This is a genomic window from Pseudomonas yamanorum (assembly GCF_900105735.1).
GTDB lineage: Bacteria > Pseudomonadota > Gammaproteobacteria > Pseudomonadales > Pseudomonadaceae > Aquipseudomonas > Aquipseudomonas yamanorum.
The window spans coordinates 6,182,566-6,195,652 of sequence record NZ_LT629793.1 but is presented as its reverse complement, the minus strand read 5'-3'; the positions used below and the strand labels follow the sequence as shown (position 1 = coordinate 6,195,652).

The 13,087-nt window shown below is 62.1% G+C and carries 14 protein-coding genes; 4 read left to right on the top strand and 10 right to left on the bottom strand.

Going from position 1 to position 13,087, the window contains the following annotated elements:
* Positions 1-15 precede the first annotated feature (15 nt).
* Both BLU46_RS28910 and BLU46_RS28905 read right to left on the bottom strand, forming a co-directional pair.
* A complete protein-coding gene (locus BLU46_RS28910) occupies positions 16-432 on the bottom strand; it encodes a DoxX family protein (protein ID WP_093208629.1) in 417 nt (138 codons plus the stop codon).
* A 108-nt stretch (positions 433-540) separates the two neighbouring features.
* Entirely contained in the window at positions 541-1,416 is an 876-nt protein-coding gene (locus tag BLU46_RS28905) for a LysR family transcriptional regulator (RefSeq protein WP_093208622.1), read from the bottom strand.
* 178 nt (positions 1,417-1,594) lie between these two features.
* Here BLU46_RS28905 and BLU46_RS28900 point away from each other — a divergent pair, with 178 nt between their 5' ends.
* Entirely contained in the window at positions 1,595-2,593 is a 999-nt protein-coding gene (locus BLU46_RS28900; protein ID WP_093208619.1) for an NAD(P)H-quinone oxidoreductase, read from the top strand.
* A gap of 15 nt (positions 2,594-2,608) precedes the next feature.
* Here BLU46_RS28900 and BLU46_RS28895 read toward each other — a convergent pair whose 3' ends face one another.
* Positions 2,609-3,508 (bottom strand): LysR substrate-binding domain-containing protein, encoded by a 900-nt coding sequence (locus BLU46_RS28895; protein ID WP_093208616.1) that lies wholly within the window; start codon positions 3,506-3,508, stop codon positions 2,609-2,611.
* Positions 3,509-3,609: 101 nt separating this feature from the next.
* On the opposite strand from BLU46_RS28895, the gene BLU46_RS28890 reads away from it, so the two are divergent.
* Positions 3,610-4,215, top strand: a complete 606-nt coding sequence (locus BLU46_RS28890) for a glutathione S-transferase (RefSeq protein ID WP_093208613.1) — start codon at positions 3,610-3,612, stop codon at positions 4,213-4,215.
* A 6-nt stretch (positions 4,216-4,221) separates the two neighbouring features.
* Here the strand turns inward: BLU46_RS28890 and BLU46_RS28885 are convergent, their stop codons facing one another.
* Both BLU46_RS28885 and BLU46_RS28880 read right to left on the bottom strand, forming a co-directional pair.
* Positions 4,222-5,346: an alkene reductase gene (locus BLU46_RS28885; RefSeq protein WP_093208610.1), complete on the bottom strand. Its 1,125-nt coding sequence runs from the start codon at positions 5,344-5,346 to the stop codon at positions 4,222-4,224.
* Positions 5,347-5,441: 95 nt separating this feature from the next.
* Complete coding sequence (locus BLU46_RS28880) at positions 5,442-6,119, bottom strand: type 1 glutamine amidotransferase domain-containing protein (protein WP_093208605.1); 678 nt, start codon at positions 6,117-6,119, stop codon at positions 5,442-5,444.
* 167 nt (positions 6,120-6,286) lie between these two features.
* On the opposite strand from BLU46_RS28880, the gene BLU46_RS28875 reads away from it, so the two are divergent.
* Complete coding sequence (locus tag BLU46_RS28875; RefSeq protein ID WP_063029087.1) at positions 6,287-7,243, top strand: GlxA family transcriptional regulator; 957 nt, start codon at positions 6,287-6,289, stop codon at positions 7,241-7,243.
* A gap of 4 nt (positions 7,244-7,247) precedes the next feature.
* Here BLU46_RS28875 and BLU46_RS28870 read toward each other — a convergent pair whose 3' ends face one another.
* Positions 7,248-7,763 carry a GNAT family N-acetyltransferase gene (locus tag BLU46_RS28870; RefSeq protein WP_081253123.1) on the bottom strand — a complete coding sequence of 172 codons (516 nt, stop codon included), beginning with the start codon at positions 7,761-7,763 and terminating at the stop codon, positions 7,248-7,250.
* A 180-nt stretch (positions 7,764-7,943) separates the two neighbouring features.
* On the opposite strand from BLU46_RS28870, the gene BLU46_RS28865 reads away from it, so the two are divergent.
* Positions 7,944-8,816 carry an undecaprenyl-diphosphate phosphatase gene (locus BLU46_RS28865; protein WP_093208602.1) on the top strand — a complete coding sequence of 291 codons (873 nt, stop codon included), beginning with the start codon at positions 7,944-7,946 and terminating at the stop codon, positions 8,814-8,816.
* Here BLU46_RS28865 and BLU46_RS28860 read toward each other — a convergent pair.
* The 4 genes from BLU46_RS28860 to BLU46_RS28845 form a co-directional block, all read right to left on the bottom strand.
* The gene (locus BLU46_RS28860) at positions 8,813-9,769 is read right to left on the bottom strand and encodes a Dyp-type peroxidase (protein ID WP_093208598.1); all 957 of its coding nucleotides are present in this window, start codon (positions 9,767-9,769) and stop codon (positions 8,813-8,815) included. The two genes, BLU46_RS28865 and BLU46_RS28860, sit on opposite strands and share 4 nt — an antisense overlap.
* A gap of 104 nt (positions 9,770-9,873) precedes the next feature.
* Entirely contained in the window at positions 9,874-10,899 is a 1,026-nt protein-coding gene (gene rtcA / locus BLU46_RS28855) for an RNA 3'-terminal phosphate cyclase (RefSeq protein WP_093208595.1), read from the bottom strand.
* 9 nt (positions 10,900-10,908) lie between these two features.
* Positions 10,909-11,703 (bottom strand): nucleotidyltransferase domain-containing protein, encoded by a 795-nt coding sequence (locus BLU46_RS28850; protein ID WP_063029082.1) that lies wholly within the window; start codon positions 11,701-11,703, stop codon positions 10,909-10,911.
* Positions 11,704-11,739: 36 nt separating this feature from the next.
* Entirely contained in the window at positions 11,740-12,966 is a 1,227-nt protein-coding gene (locus BLU46_RS28845) for an RtcB family protein (RefSeq protein ID WP_063029080.1), read from the bottom strand.
* Positions 12,967-13,087: the final 121 nt, after the last annotated feature.

The window sequence follows — 13,087 nt, the reverse complement described above, 5'->3', positions numbered from 1 at the left end:
CCCGGCCTTTTTTATTCAGGCGTAACGCAGCGCGCCGGCCCACCGCTGGTTGAACGCTATTCGCCCGGGCCCGGCAATCAGGATGCTGGTGAAAATGATCAACAGCAGCCAGCCAAACTGCCCTTCGAGCAGTGTCCATTGCGGATGCACCACCAGCATGGCGATCAGCAGCACACTCAGGATCGGCAGGCAGGCCAGGCGCACCAGCACCCCGGCGATGATCAACAGCGGGCACAGCACTTCGGCGAAAATCGCCAGCAACAGTGTCACGCTCGCCCCCATGTGGAAGGGATCCTCGATCACCTTCAACTGTTCACCATAGTCCAGCAGCTTGGGCAGGCCATGGACCCACAGCAGGAACAATCCCCCGCTGACCCGCAAAAACAGCAGCCCTAAATCCCGTGCCCCGTCATCCCGTAGTAATGCGTTCATAAGCGACCTGTTCCCGTGACGTTTTACCGACGTTTTTACGCCGGAACCGGAGCCGATTGTGCGGCCACGGACGCCTCAGAAATTGCAGCGTTGTGCTGACCTGGGACCTTACTCACCCGTGTCGGCAAACCCGGCGACGATCTCATCGATCACCACCCGCACCCGCGCGGTGTGCCGCAAGTCGGCGTGGGTCACCAGCCACACGTCGTAGGGCAGCGGTCGCGTACGCTCCGGCCACAGCCGCACCAGCCCGTCCCGTTCGCCGGAAATCAGCGGAATCTCACCGATGCCCAAGCCCGCGGCGATGGACCGGCGCACCAGCAGGCTGGAACTCATGGCCGCAACGATGCGCCCGCGCCCCAACGGCTCGGAGACCAGGGTCAGGTCTTTTTGGCTTTGCAGGTGTGGCTGGTACACCACCAGGTCGTGTCCTTCGAACAGGCTGCCAGGCTGCGGTGCGCCGTGGCGGGCGATATACGCCTGCGAGGCAAATAGCCCCACCGGCCAGCGGGCGATGCGCCGGGCGATCAGGTCGGGGTTGTCCGGGCGGGTGTTGCGCACGGCGATGTCGGCTTCACGCTTGGCCAGGCTCAGGATCTGGGTCGAAGCGTCCATCTGCACCCGCACGTCAGGGTGCGCGTCGTGCAGCCGGGCGATGGCCGGGATCAAGAAGTCGATGGCCAGGGAGTCGGTGGTGGTCACCCGCACGGTGCCGGTCAGACGGTCGTCCAGGCCCTGGACCTGACGTTCCAGGTCAATGGCCGAACGCTCCATTTTCTCCACTGATTGCAAGGCGGCCTCACCCACGGCTGTCAGCGCATAGCCTTCGGAGGTGCGCAAAAACAACGTCGCGTTCAACGACTTTTCCAGGGCATTGACCCGCCGCCCCACAGTGGCTTGATCCACCCCCAGCACCCGCGCGGCACCGCGTAATGTGGACTCGCGGCACACCGCGAGAAATACCCGGGCATCGTCCCAGTTCATGATTCCCCCCCTTCTAATGCATTTATGCATCACTGTGACGTGTAATCGCAGCATTATTGCATCACTTATCCCGGATATGCTGGGCGCCAGAGAAAATCCTCCGGATCGCCAGCCTGCTGAACCGCCCGGTACCGGGCGCGGTCCCAACCCATACGTTCATTGCTACAGGTGCGCTCAAATGAATCTGCCCCACGAAATGACCCTGATCGAAATCACTAGCCCCGGCGGCCCCGAGGTTCTGCAACCGCGCCAGGAGCCCATGCCTGTTGCCGGCCCCGGCGAAGTACTGATCCGCGTGCACGCCGCCGGTGTCAATCGCCCGGACGCCCTGCAACGCGCCGGCACCTACCCGATGAAACCCGGCATGAGCCCGTTCCCCGGGCTGGAAGTGGCCGGTGTGGTGGTCGCGCTGGGCGAAGGCGTCAACGAGTACGCATTGGGCGACAAGGTCTGCGCCCTGACCAATGGCGGCGGGTATGCACAGTACTGCGCGGTACCCGCCAGCCAGACCTTGCCGGTTCCCGATGGTCTGGACTGGATTCAGGCGGCAGCGATTCCGGAGACCTTCTTCACTGTGTGGGCCAACCTGTTCGGCATCGGCGGCGCGCATAAAGACCAGCGCGTACTGATCCACGGCGGCACCAGCGGCATCGGCACCACCGCGCTGATGCTGTGCCGCGAGTTTGGTATCGAAGCCTTCGCCACCGCCGGCAGTGCAGAAAAATGCGCCACCATCCGCGAACTGGGGGCCGAACCGATCAACTACCGGGAACAGGATTTCGCCCAGGTCATCGCTGACAAAACCGCTGGCGAGGGCGTCAACGTGATCCTCGACATCATGGGTGGCTCCTACCTGAACAACAACATCAGCGCCCTGGCCATGGAGGGTCGGCTGGTGATGCTGGGCTTCCTGGGCGGCGCACGCGCCAAGGACATCGACCTGCTGGCGATCCTCGGCAAACGCGCGATCGTGACCGGCTCGTTGCTGCGCTCGCGCACCCGGGAAGAAAAAGCCGCGATTGCCGCACAGCTGCGCGAACACGTGTGGCCGGTGCTGTCGGCCGGGCGTTGCCTGCCGATGATCGATGAGGTGTATGCCTATACCGACGCCGCGAAGGCCCATGCGCGGATGGAAGGTGGTGACCATATCGGCAAGATTGTGTTGCGGGTGGACTGAAAAAAACGCTGCGGGTCAGGCCTGGGGTTTCAACAGGGCCTGATACGCTTGCGCCTCGGCGAACAACCACTCGGAAAACTCTCGCTGCTTGTTCGCCGCACGCTCCCGGGGCGGCCACACCAGCCAATACGGATAACGGTACGGTGCGGTGATCTCACTCAACTGCACCAACTCACCTCGCCCAATGGCGTCCTGCACCAGGCTGCGCCGATCCAGCGCGATGCCCTGCCCTAGCCGCACCGCCTCCAGCACCAAGTTCGAATCGTTGCTGCACAGGCCTTGGCGCTCCACAGCCATTTCCACACCCGCCGCCTGGCACCAGGGCAACCAGGATTCGGTGCTGTGAATAATCCGGCTCGCGATGATCTGCGCGGGCGTGCGCGGCAGTTGCCCGCCATTGAAGTGCGGCGCCGCGACTACCACCACTTCGTCATGAAACAGTAACGCCTGTTCCACCCCCTCCCAATCGCCTTTGCCCATGCGAATGCCGATATCCACCGACTCCTGATGCAGGTTGGAAACCGTCAGGCTGGCTTGCAGGCGGATGTTGATGTCCGGGTAACGCTGCTGAAACGCCGGCAGCCTGGGGATCAACCAGGCGCGGGCAAACGAGGGGATGACGGCCACCACCAGTTCGCCCATTTTCGGCTGGGCCTGGATTGTCCGGGTAGCGTGCTCGATGTCCGCCAACGCCTGGCGGATTTGCAGCGCGTACAAGCGGCCATCCTCGCTGACACGCAGCCCGCGACCTTCACGCACAAACAGGGTAAGGCCGACCATCTCCTCCAGCGCCTTGATCTGCTGGCTGATTGCCGAGTGGGTGACGTGCAATTCCTTGGCGGCCAGGGTCACGCTGCCGAGCCTGGAGGTGGCTTCGAAACTACGCAGTGCGGCCAGGGGTGGGAAAGCGTTCATGTAAGCGCGGCTAACCTTTCGTGATAAAAAAGATCGATATTGCAGGAATGGATGCCCCGATAAAGTAATCTGAATTTAACACTGCGGTAAATGGAGGCTACATGAAACTGGTCGGCATGCTGGACTCGCCCTACGTGCGCCGCGTGGCAATTTCCCTGGAGCTTTATGGTGTCGCGTTTGAACACCAGTCACTGTCGGTGTTCAGCACCTTCGACGAGTTCTCCAGGATCAACCCGGTGGTCAAGGCCCCGACACTGGTGCTCGACGACGGTACGGTGCTGATGGATTCCGGCCTGATCCTCGAATACCTGGAAGCCCTGGCGCCGGCTGACAAAAAGCTGTTGCCCCAGCAAGCAGTGGCACTTGCCCGGGATCTGCAAGTGATCGGCCTGGCGCTGGCCGCGTGCGAAAAGACCGTGCAGATCGTCTACGAACATCACCTGCGGCCTGCCGAAAAACTTCACCAGCCATGGATCGACCGTGTGACCGAGCAACTGCTGGCCGCTTATTCGTTATTGGAGACGCTGGTGGCCGATCGCAACAGCGACACGCCGCTGAACCAGGCGAGCCTGACGGTTGCGGTCGCCTGGTCCTTCACCCAGCTCAAGATAGCCGACGTCGTGAAGGCCGATGCGTTCCCGCACTTGCAGCGCCATGCGGCACGTGCGGAACAACATTCGGCGTTTCACAAGTACCCGACCGAGTAGCCGCGTTTACCCGGCGTACACCGGGTAATCGGTAAAGCCCACTTCCGTGCCGCCATACAGGCCGGCAGCGTTCAACGGGTTCAGCGGCCAACCGTTGAGCAGGCGCTGGGGCAAGTCGGGGTTGGCAATGTATGGCCGGCCAAATGCAATCAGGTCTGCCTGCCCCGCCTCTACCAGTCGCACGCCGCGCTCTGCGGTGTAGCGGCCGGCGTAGATGATGCGACCGGTGAAGGTGTCGCGCACAGCCCGGCGGAACGACTCGGGCAATTCCGGCGCGTTGTCCCAGTCAGCCTCGGCGATGGACACGTAGGCGATGCCGGCCGCCTCAAGCACCTTGATCGCCTCAATGTAGGTGTGATGCGGGTCTTCCTCGACCAGGCCGATGTAAACCCGGTCCTGGTCAGTGCCGCTGAACAACGGCGCAAAGCGCACACCCAGGCGTTCCGGGCCGACCACTTCGGCCACCGCCTCGACGATTTCCCGCAAAAAACGCAGGCGATTGTGCAACGAGCCACCGTATTCATCGTCGCGCTGGTTGGAATGCGCCGAGATGAACTGGTTGACCAGATAGCCGTTGGCCGAATGAATCTCCACGCCATCGAACCCGGCGGCCAACGCGTTTTTTGCAGCCTGGGCATACAGCCCCACCAGCTCCTTGACCTCTGCGGTAGTCAAGGCGCGGGGCACTGGTGGCTGCACCAACTCACCGGTACCGGGCCCGGTTGCAACGAATGCCTTGGCTTGCTGCGGCTGGATCGCCGACGGCGCGATGGGGGCTGCGCCGTCAGGTTGCAGGTCGTGATGGGACACGCGGCCCACGTGCCAAAGCTGGGCGAAGATCACACCGCCTTCGGCATGCACGGCATCGGTCACGGTGCGCCAGCCGTCGATTTGCTCCGGCGTGTAGATGCCCGGAGTCCAGGCATAACCCTGGCCGCGAGGCTCGATCTGCGTGCCTTCGCTGACCATAAAGCCGGCGGTGGCGCGCTGGCGGTAATAGAGCGCCATCAAGTCCGTGGCGATATCACCGGGCTGTGCACTTCGCTGGCGGGTCAGTGGCGGCAGGACGATGCGGTTTTTCAGGGTGTGGTGCCCCAATTTGATCGGGGTACCTAAAGCGCTGTTACTCATGATGGGGGTTCCAGAAGCGAATTTCGGGCGTGCAGAAGTGGCCGGCTCCCGCTCAGGGGAGCCGCCAACCACTTACTTTGGGGGGATTTAGCGGGTTACGCGGTCAGCTTCAACAGCGCTTTGGCGACGTCGCTGGAACTGGCAGGATTCTGCCCGGTGACCAGCAGGCCATCTTCAATCACAAAGGACTGCCAATCGGCACCCTTTTCATACTTGCCGCCCAGTGCCTTGAAATCGTCCTCGATCAGGAACGGCACTACGTCGGTCAGGCCAACCGCGGCTTCTTCGGAGTTGGAGAAGCCGGTGACGCGTCGACCCTTGACCAGCGGTTCGCCGTTGACGGCCTTGACGTGACGCAAGGCGCCCGGGGCATGGCACACAAAGCCAATCGGCTTGCCGGCACGCTCGAAGGCTTCGATCAGGGCGATGGAGGTTTTCGACTCTGCCAGGTCCCACAGCGGGCCGTGGCCGCCTGGGTAGAAGACGGTATCGAAGTCGTCGACGTTGACCGAGTCCAGCTTCAGCGTGGTGGCCAGGGCCTGCTGTGCCGCCGGGTCGGTGGCGAAGCGACGGGTCTGGTCGGTTTGCGAATCCGGCAGGTCGCTGACCGGATCCAACGGCGGCTGACCACCGGCTGGCGAGGCCAGGGCCACGTCGGCCCCGGCGTCCTTGAACGCGTAGTAGGGAGCAGCAAATTCTTCGAGCCAGAACCCGGTCTTGCGGCCGGTGTTGCCAAGCTGGTCGTGAGAAGTCAAAACCATCAATACTTTCATGTGCCAGTGCCTCGGGGTGATGTGGGGTGGAATGGAGTGAAGCTTAGGAGCCGGGCCAACACCGCACAATGTCATGTCCGCAAGGATTCCGGACATTGTGCCAAGCCGGTTGCCGTTTACCGGTTACACGCCGACAATCACCGCTCCGCGCCCCTTGGAGAGATGAGATGCACAGCATTGCGCTGATGGTTTACCCGAACTTTCAATCCCTCAGCCTTAGCCTGGGCTCGGTGTTCGAGTGCGCGAATCTGCTGCGGGGCGAGCAGGCCTATGAGTTTCACCTGGTGTCGGAGAGTGGCGGCCCGATCATGACGTCCCAAGGGTTCTCGGTGAACAGCACACCGATCCGGCCCGAGGGCTATGACACATTGATCGTCAGCGGCTACCTGGAGTTCCAACTGCCTGATGCCAACCTGCTGAGGCTGGTCCAGGCGGCCTCCAAGCAGTCCCGACGGATTGCGTCGCTGTGCATGGGCATCTTCGTGCTGGCCGAAGCCGGGTTGCTCGAGGGCAAGCGCGCCACCACCCACTGGCTGCATGCGCCGGCGTTCGCCAAGCGTTACCCGCAGATTCGCCTGGAAGAAGACAAACTGTTCGTCGTCGACGGCCAGATCTGGACCGGCGCCGGCATGAGCGCCGGGGTGGACCTGGCGCTGGCGATGGTGGAGAACGACCTGGGCAGCGACCTTGCCCGTCGCATCGCGCGCAAGCTGGTGATTGCCCAGCGGCGTGGCAGCGAACAGTCGCAATTGTCGGCGCTGCTGGAACTGGACCCCAAATCCGACCGCGTGCAGCTGGCCCTGGCCTACGCTCGGGAGAATCTGACTCACGACCTTTCAGTCGAAGCGCTGGCGGCCGTGGCGCGCCTCAGCCCGCGCCAGTTCAGTCGGGTGTTTCGCGAGGAGACCGGGCAAACCCCGGCCAAGGCCATCGAATCCCTGCGAGTAGAAGCTGCGCGGGCGATGATGGAAACCAGTCGCCATCCGGTGGAAGTGGTCGCCCGCGAGACCGGGTTCGGTGATCGCGAGCGCATGCGCCAGGCGTTCCTGCGCGCATTCGGGCAGCCGCCTCAGGCGATGCAGGCGGCGCTGTTCAGTGCAGGGGCTGGTGCAGCGTTTAGCTGAGGCCTCAGTGCAGCGCCGCCCGGGTCACGAGGAAGCTCAGCAGGTTCGGCTCATCATCCAGCTCAATGGCCTGCACCGGACGGGGCAGGTTATCCAATACCGTGCGCCAGAACGCCTGGCTCACTTCGTCCTGATCATAGAAACGCACCAGCCAGTTCGCCTCGCCACTGCTCAATACCTGAGTAGCGATGGCGCGGCCGATGCCCTTGCGGCGGTAGCGTTTCAAGATGAACAGGTCCGCCAGTTCCAGCGCATCAATCCCCGGCAATTCGCTGCCTTCAATCAGCAGAAAGCCGGCGATATAGCCGTCCACCAGCAGTAGGTTGGCACTCCACTGCGGGTCTTCCCAATAGCGGGCCAGGTGCTCCTCATGGATGTAGAAGCGGCCGTCCACCTCGACGTCTTCCTGTTCCCAGTCCGAGGACTCGTAGGCGTAGAACTGGTAAAGGTTGGCGATCAGCGCGGCGTGTTCCGGGCCGGCCTCGATCAATTCGACGGTGGTATCGGGGATTGCAGGCATGGGCATCTCGGCAAAAAAACAGGGCGCCATTGTCAACAAAGCCACAGGCAATGCCAATACACCGGCGAAGCTTTCTGTTGGCTGAACCGATCGCGCTTTTCTCTTGTCAACGACAAAATCATTACAAAGTTAGACTAAACTCCGCAGCACTTCCCTCCCCTCGCTTTCAGGATAAGTACTTTGACAAACGTCTGCACCAGCGGCCTCGATGTCGGCTTTGCATCCCTGGATTACCTGCAAATCGGCATCCTGGGCATCATTCAGGGCATCACCGAATTGCTGCCCGTGTCTTCCACCGCCCACATGCGCATCGTGCCCGCCCTGCTCGGCTGGCCAGATCCCGGCTCGGCGTTTTCCGCGGCCATGCAGCTGGCCGCACTGGCGGCGGTGGTCAGTTACTTCTGGAAGGATGTGCGCCAGGTCACGGTGGGCAGCATCAGCGCGGTGCGCCAGGGCGACTACAACAACCAGTGGTTCAAGCTGGCGGTGGCGATTGTGCTGGCGACGATTCCGATTGGTATAGCCGGGATTGCCTTATCGTCGACGCTCAACTCGTGCAACTCGCCGTTGCGCGGGCTGATGGTGATCGGGATTTCCTGCCTGGTGATGGCGGTGCTGCTGGCCGCGGCTGAACTCAGCGCAAGGCACAAGCGCACGGTGGGCGAAATGCGCCTGCGGGATGCGCTGATTGTCGGCATTGCGCAGATCGGCGCGCTGATTCCCGGGGTTTCCCGCTCGGGTTCAACCCTGACCGCCGCACTGTTCCTCAACTTCAAGCGTGAAGAAGCGGCGCGGTTTTCGTTCCTGCTGGGCTTGCCGGCGATCGCCCTGGCGGGATTGAAGGAGCTGTGGGTGTTGTTCCACGCCGACCTTCCGGCCCATGCCTGGCCGCACCTGATCTTTGGCCTGGTGGTCGCCAGTGTCTCGGCGTTCTTCGCGATCTGGGGCCTGATGAAGTTCCTGGAGCGGTTCTCCACCTGGCCGTTCGTGATCTACCGTGCGGTGCTGGGGGTGTTCCTGATTGTGGCTGTGAGCACCGGGTTGTTGGCTTAAGGCACGCGGTCGGCCAGTTCCTCGAGCAAATCCGCAGACGGTATGAAGAACAGGCCGCCGGTGACCGCCGTGCTGAAGTCCAGCAGGCGGTCATAGTTGCCGGCCGGTCGACCGACAAACATGTTCTCCAGCATCAACTCCAACGGCTCCGGCGAGCGCGCGTAGCCGATGAAGTACGTACCGAACTCCCCGGCGCCTGGACGGCCAAAGGGCATATTGTCCCGCAGGATCTTCACTTCCTCGCCGTCCTTGGTGATGGTGGTCAGCGCACTGTGGGAGTTGGTCGGCTTGGCCGCGTCGTCGAGTTCGATGTCCGACAGTTTCGTGCGCCCGATCACCCGCTCTTGAGCCTCGACTGACAATGCGTTCCAGGCCGTCATGTTGTGCAGGTACTTCTGCACCAACACATAGCTGCCGCCGCTGAAGTCCGGGTCCTCATCACCGACAATGGTAAAGCCCACCGCCTTGCGCCCGACCGGGTTCTCGGTACCGTCGACAAAACCGATGATGCTGCGCATGTCGAAGTAACGGAAACCCTGGACCTCGTCCACCACCGTCACCGCATCGCCCAACGCCGCCATCAACTGCGTAGCCAGCTCAAAACACAGGTCCATCTGATCGGCACGGATGTGCAGCAGGATATCCCCCGGCGTAGCGGGTGCCAGACGGCCTGCCACGCCCACTTCCATGAACGGATGCAGCGCTGCCGGGCGCGGGCTGCCGAACAGCGCGTCCCAGGCCTTGGAGCCAAAACCTGCAACACAGGACAGGTTGCCCGCCGGCACACGCTTACCGACTGAACGCACCAGGCCGGCAATATCAGCGCACCAACTGCGTACCGCCTCCGCCGAGTCGCTGCCAGGAGCCAAGGTGGCGACCATGAAAATGGCGCTGCTGGTGATCGGGCTGCAGACGGATTGGGGTTCAAGGTTTGGATCGGTTGGGGTTGTCATTGAGAGGTCCACGGGTGGCGGTCGATATTTCAACGAACGCAGATTAGCAGACAGAAGAAGGACGGTCGCGGCTCAGCGCTTAGAGGGTGGTCCCGCCTGCCGGGCTACAACGCTCGGCATTCAATCCTCAGCAATTGAGGGCCTTGTTCGTGGCTCTCAAGTACCACCGGCAAAAACCGCTGGATCACCGCCATGTTGCTCTGCAGGTGCTCGGTCATCCGCGGCGTGGTGAAACTGCCGCCGCCCGCGAGCGCCATCGGCAGCAATAGCTGGTCGGCCAGATGCTCGGCGGCGACCGCTTCGCTGGCAAGCCACTCGAGCGCCTGCTCGATGGCCTGATCGGCCACCGCCTCTGCGCGCAACCTGGCCTGGCCAAATGCGCTGAACACTTCGGTGACGTGCGCATGAGCATATTCCAACAACAGGACATTGCCTGGCCCGTGCTCCGCGTCAAGGTTCACCGCGTGCAACTGCTCTTGCTTGATCGTCAGCCGCTGACGAACACGCTCCAGCTCACGCTCGGCCACATGAACAGGCAACCCGGCACTCAGTGTGGTGGCTCGAGAGCCCCGCAACTCACCCCGCTCTGTGAGGTGCAACGGCATCAATGTGCTCGGATGTATAAACGCCACAAGCTCGCCACCGCCCGCCGGTACAAAACCGTGACGCACCAGTGTCAGTTCCACTCTGGCGCCCATCCGCCGCAATTGCGGCAACCAGGCGCGGTCAAGAAAATCCACCGGAGGCGCCATCGGATTGTGGGTGCCTCCGCAAATGCTGACGCGACTGGCTTGCGGCGCCAGCAGCAATGCCGGCAACACTGTCTGCAATACCAGGGTGCAACTGCCGGCCGTGCCGATAGAAAATTTATAGTCCCCGCCCTGAATCAGTCCAGGCTCGAACAGCAACGCCTGGGAACCCAGCTCGGCACCTTCGACCCGGGCGCCACATACCTGGGCAGCGGCCAGAACCGCCGTCAGGTGCTGACGCAGCAGCCCTGGCCGACTGCGCCTGGCACGAATATTTTTAATCCGCAGCGTGCGCCCCGTCACCATCGACAGGCTCAAGCCACTGCGCAACACCTGGCCGCCGCCCATGGCGCCGTCCAACTCGATCACATCCTGGTCCATAACCATTCCTTATGCGTAGTGCTTTACCGTTTCCCTCAGGTAGTGGTCCAGCAAGTGCGTGTGTTCCTGGGTACGTGGCAATTTGGGGACTTCGCGCTCCAGCTCTGCCGAGATAAACCGGTGCAATGCCGGGCGCCTGGGTCCATACGCCGCTTCCCCGGCATTACGTTTCAGGGCCAGCAACGTCGCCACTTCATCCAGCAAGAGTGGGTCCGTGACCGTCGACAACAGGTCGGCAAATGTCATCGGTGGCCGTCCGAGCCCAAGGTCGATCCAGCGCACCGCCAGCAACGGCCGCAGCACATAGAAGTACTTTTTGAAGCGCACCGTGTCGCCTTGCAGGTACCCACGAAAGGTCTTCCTGGCCATCGACAAATAGTGACTGCGGGCCGCAGGCGGGCTGTAGAACGCTTCCGCCAGGGCCTGCAGGCGCGAGGTCGCAGGCGTCTCGCTGCGATACACCAGCGGCGAATCGAGCCACTCCAGCAGCGTCGGGTTGGATTTACGCAGCAGACCGAGGGTCTTGCGCAACTCCCAGCCGCTGATATCCAGCTCGTCGTCCAGCGGGCGTTCGATCACGTCCCGTGGCGTATCCACCTGGACAAACCAGTCCGGCTTTTCCACATAGACGAAACGCACGTCGTAATCACTGTCGGTGGACGCAAAGCCCCAGGCACGACTGCCGGATTCACAGGCATACAGCACCGTAACGTTTCGCTCACGCTCTATGCGCTCCAGCTCAAGCAAGACCCGTTCGCGCATGGCGAGACTGAGGGGGTGACCGTCGTCTTGTTCCCTATTCATGTTTAACGCTCCTGTACAACCATCAAATTCCAGACTTTATCCCTTCACGCACACCACCTGACGCAAGGTGTGCAGCACTTCCACCAGCTCGCGCTGGGCGTGCATGACTTGGTCGATATCCTTGTAGGCCATCGGAATCTCATCGATTACCGAGGCGTCCTTGCGGCATTCCACGTGGGCCGTTGCCCGAACCTGGTCGGCCACCGTGAAGGTGTTTTTGGCCTTGGTACGGCTCATGGTCCGGCCAGCACCATGGCTGCAGGAGCAGAACGACTCTTCGTTACCCAGCCCCCGCACGATGAAACTTTTCGCGCCCATCGAGCCGGGAATAATCCCCAGCTCACCCTTCTTTGCCGACACCGCACCCTTGCGAGTGACCAGAATGTCCTCACCGAAATGCCGCTCTTTTTGCACATAGTTGTGGTGGCAGTTCACCGCCTCCAGCGCCACTTCAAACGGTTTGTGGATCACCTTGCGCGTCGCCTCAACCACCGCCCGCATCATCATCTCGCGGTTCTGACGGGCAAAATCCTGGGCCCAGCCGACCGCCTCCACATAGTCATCGAAGTGCTGGCTGCCTTCCTCGAAGTAAGCCAGGTCGCGATCCGGCAGGTTGGCGATGTGCTGACGCATGTCTTGTTGAGCCAACTGGATAAACAGGTTACCGATAGCGTTGCCGACGCCACGGGAGCCGCTGTGCAACATGAACCAGACCCGGTTGGCTTCATCCAGGCAGACTTCGACAAAGTGGTTACCCGATCCTAGCGTCCCCAAGTGTTGGCGGTTGTTAGTGTTCTTCAGTTTCGGGTACTTGTCGGTGATCGTTTTGAAGCGTGGCTGCAACGCCGCCCAAGCCTGGTCGGCCTGCTGCGGAACAGTGTCCCAGGCACCCTTGTCACGCCCGTTACGGCCACTGGTGCGACCATGGGGCACCGCCGCCTCGATCGCGCAGCGCAGGCCGTGGAGGTTATCCGGCAGGTCGGCGGCAGTCAGCGAGGTACGAGCGGCAATCATGCCGCAGCCGATATCCACGCCAACCGCGGCTGGGATAATCGCGCCCACGGTGGGGATCACGCTGCCAATGGTCGAGCCCTTGCCCAGATGCACATCCGGCATCACCGCAAGGTGTTTGAAAATGAACGGCATCTTCGCCGTGTTCATCAATTGCTGGCGCGCCTCTGGCTCAACCGGTACCCCTTGGGTCCAGAGTTTGATGGGCTTGCCGTTGGCAACTTCCAGCAGTTGGTAGGTCTTCTCTTGCATGATCTCGATTCTTTTTGTATGTGCCGCAGGCGCGGCGTTTCAAGTAAACAGACGGCGACAAAAGAGGGGGGAAACATGCGGCACGCTCTCCCGCTGAGCTACAGTCTTGCGACTGGCGGGA

What these genes read in the sequence shown, in the direction of transcription:
- BLU46_RS28860 (WP_093208598.1), bottom strand. Translation starts at nt 9,769, where the DNA reads ATGACAACCCCAACCGATCCAAACCTTGAACCCCAATCCGTCTGCAGC.
- BLU46_RS28905 (WP_093208622.1), bottom strand. Translation starts at nt 1,416, where the DNA reads ATGAACTGGGACGATGCCCGGGTATTTCTCGCGGTGTGCCGCGAGTCC.
- BLU46_RS28850 (WP_063029082.1), bottom strand. Translation starts at nt 11,703, where the DNA reads ATGAATAGGGAACAAGACGACGGTCACCCCCTCAGTCTCGCCATGCGC.
- BLU46_RS28875 (WP_063029087.1), top strand. Translation starts at nt 6,287, where the DNA reads ATGCACAGCATTGCGCTGATGGTTTACCCGAACTTTCAATCCCTCAGC.
- BLU46_RS28890 (WP_093208613.1), top strand. Translation starts at nt 3,610, where the DNA reads ATGAAACTGGTCGGCATGCTGGACTCGCCCTACGTGCGCCGCGTGGCA.
- BLU46_RS28900 (WP_093208619.1), top strand. Translation starts at nt 1,595, where the DNA reads ATGAATCTGCCCCACGAAATGACCCTGATCGAAATCACTAGCCCCGGC.
- rtcA (WP_093208595.1), bottom strand. Translation starts at nt 10,899, where the DNA reads ATGGACCAGGATGTGATCGAGTTGGACGGCGCCATGGGCGGCGGCCAG.
- BLU46_RS28910 (WP_093208629.1), bottom strand. Translation starts at nt 432, where the DNA reads ATGAACGCATTACTACGGGATGACGGGGCACGGGATTTAGGGCTGCTG.
- BLU46_RS28885 (WP_093208610.1), bottom strand. Translation starts at nt 5,346, where the DNA reads ATGAGTAACAGCGCTTTAGGTACCCCGATCAAATTGGGGCACCACACC.
- BLU46_RS28845 (WP_063029080.1), bottom strand. Translation starts at nt 12,966, where the DNA reads ATGCAAGAGAAGACCTACCAACTGCTGGAAGTTGCCAACGGCAAGCCC.
- BLU46_RS28870 (WP_081253123.1), bottom strand. Translation starts at nt 7,763, where the DNA reads ATGCCTGCAATCCCCGATACCACCGTCGAATTGATCGAGGCCGGCCCG.
- BLU46_RS28895 (WP_093208616.1), bottom strand. Translation starts at nt 3,508, where the DNA reads ATGAACGCTTTCCCACCCCTGGCCGCACTGCGTAGTTTCGAAGCCACC.
- BLU46_RS28880 (WP_093208605.1), bottom strand. Translation starts at nt 6,119, where the DNA reads ATGAAAGTATTGATGGTTTTGACTTCTCACGACCAGCTTGGCAACACC.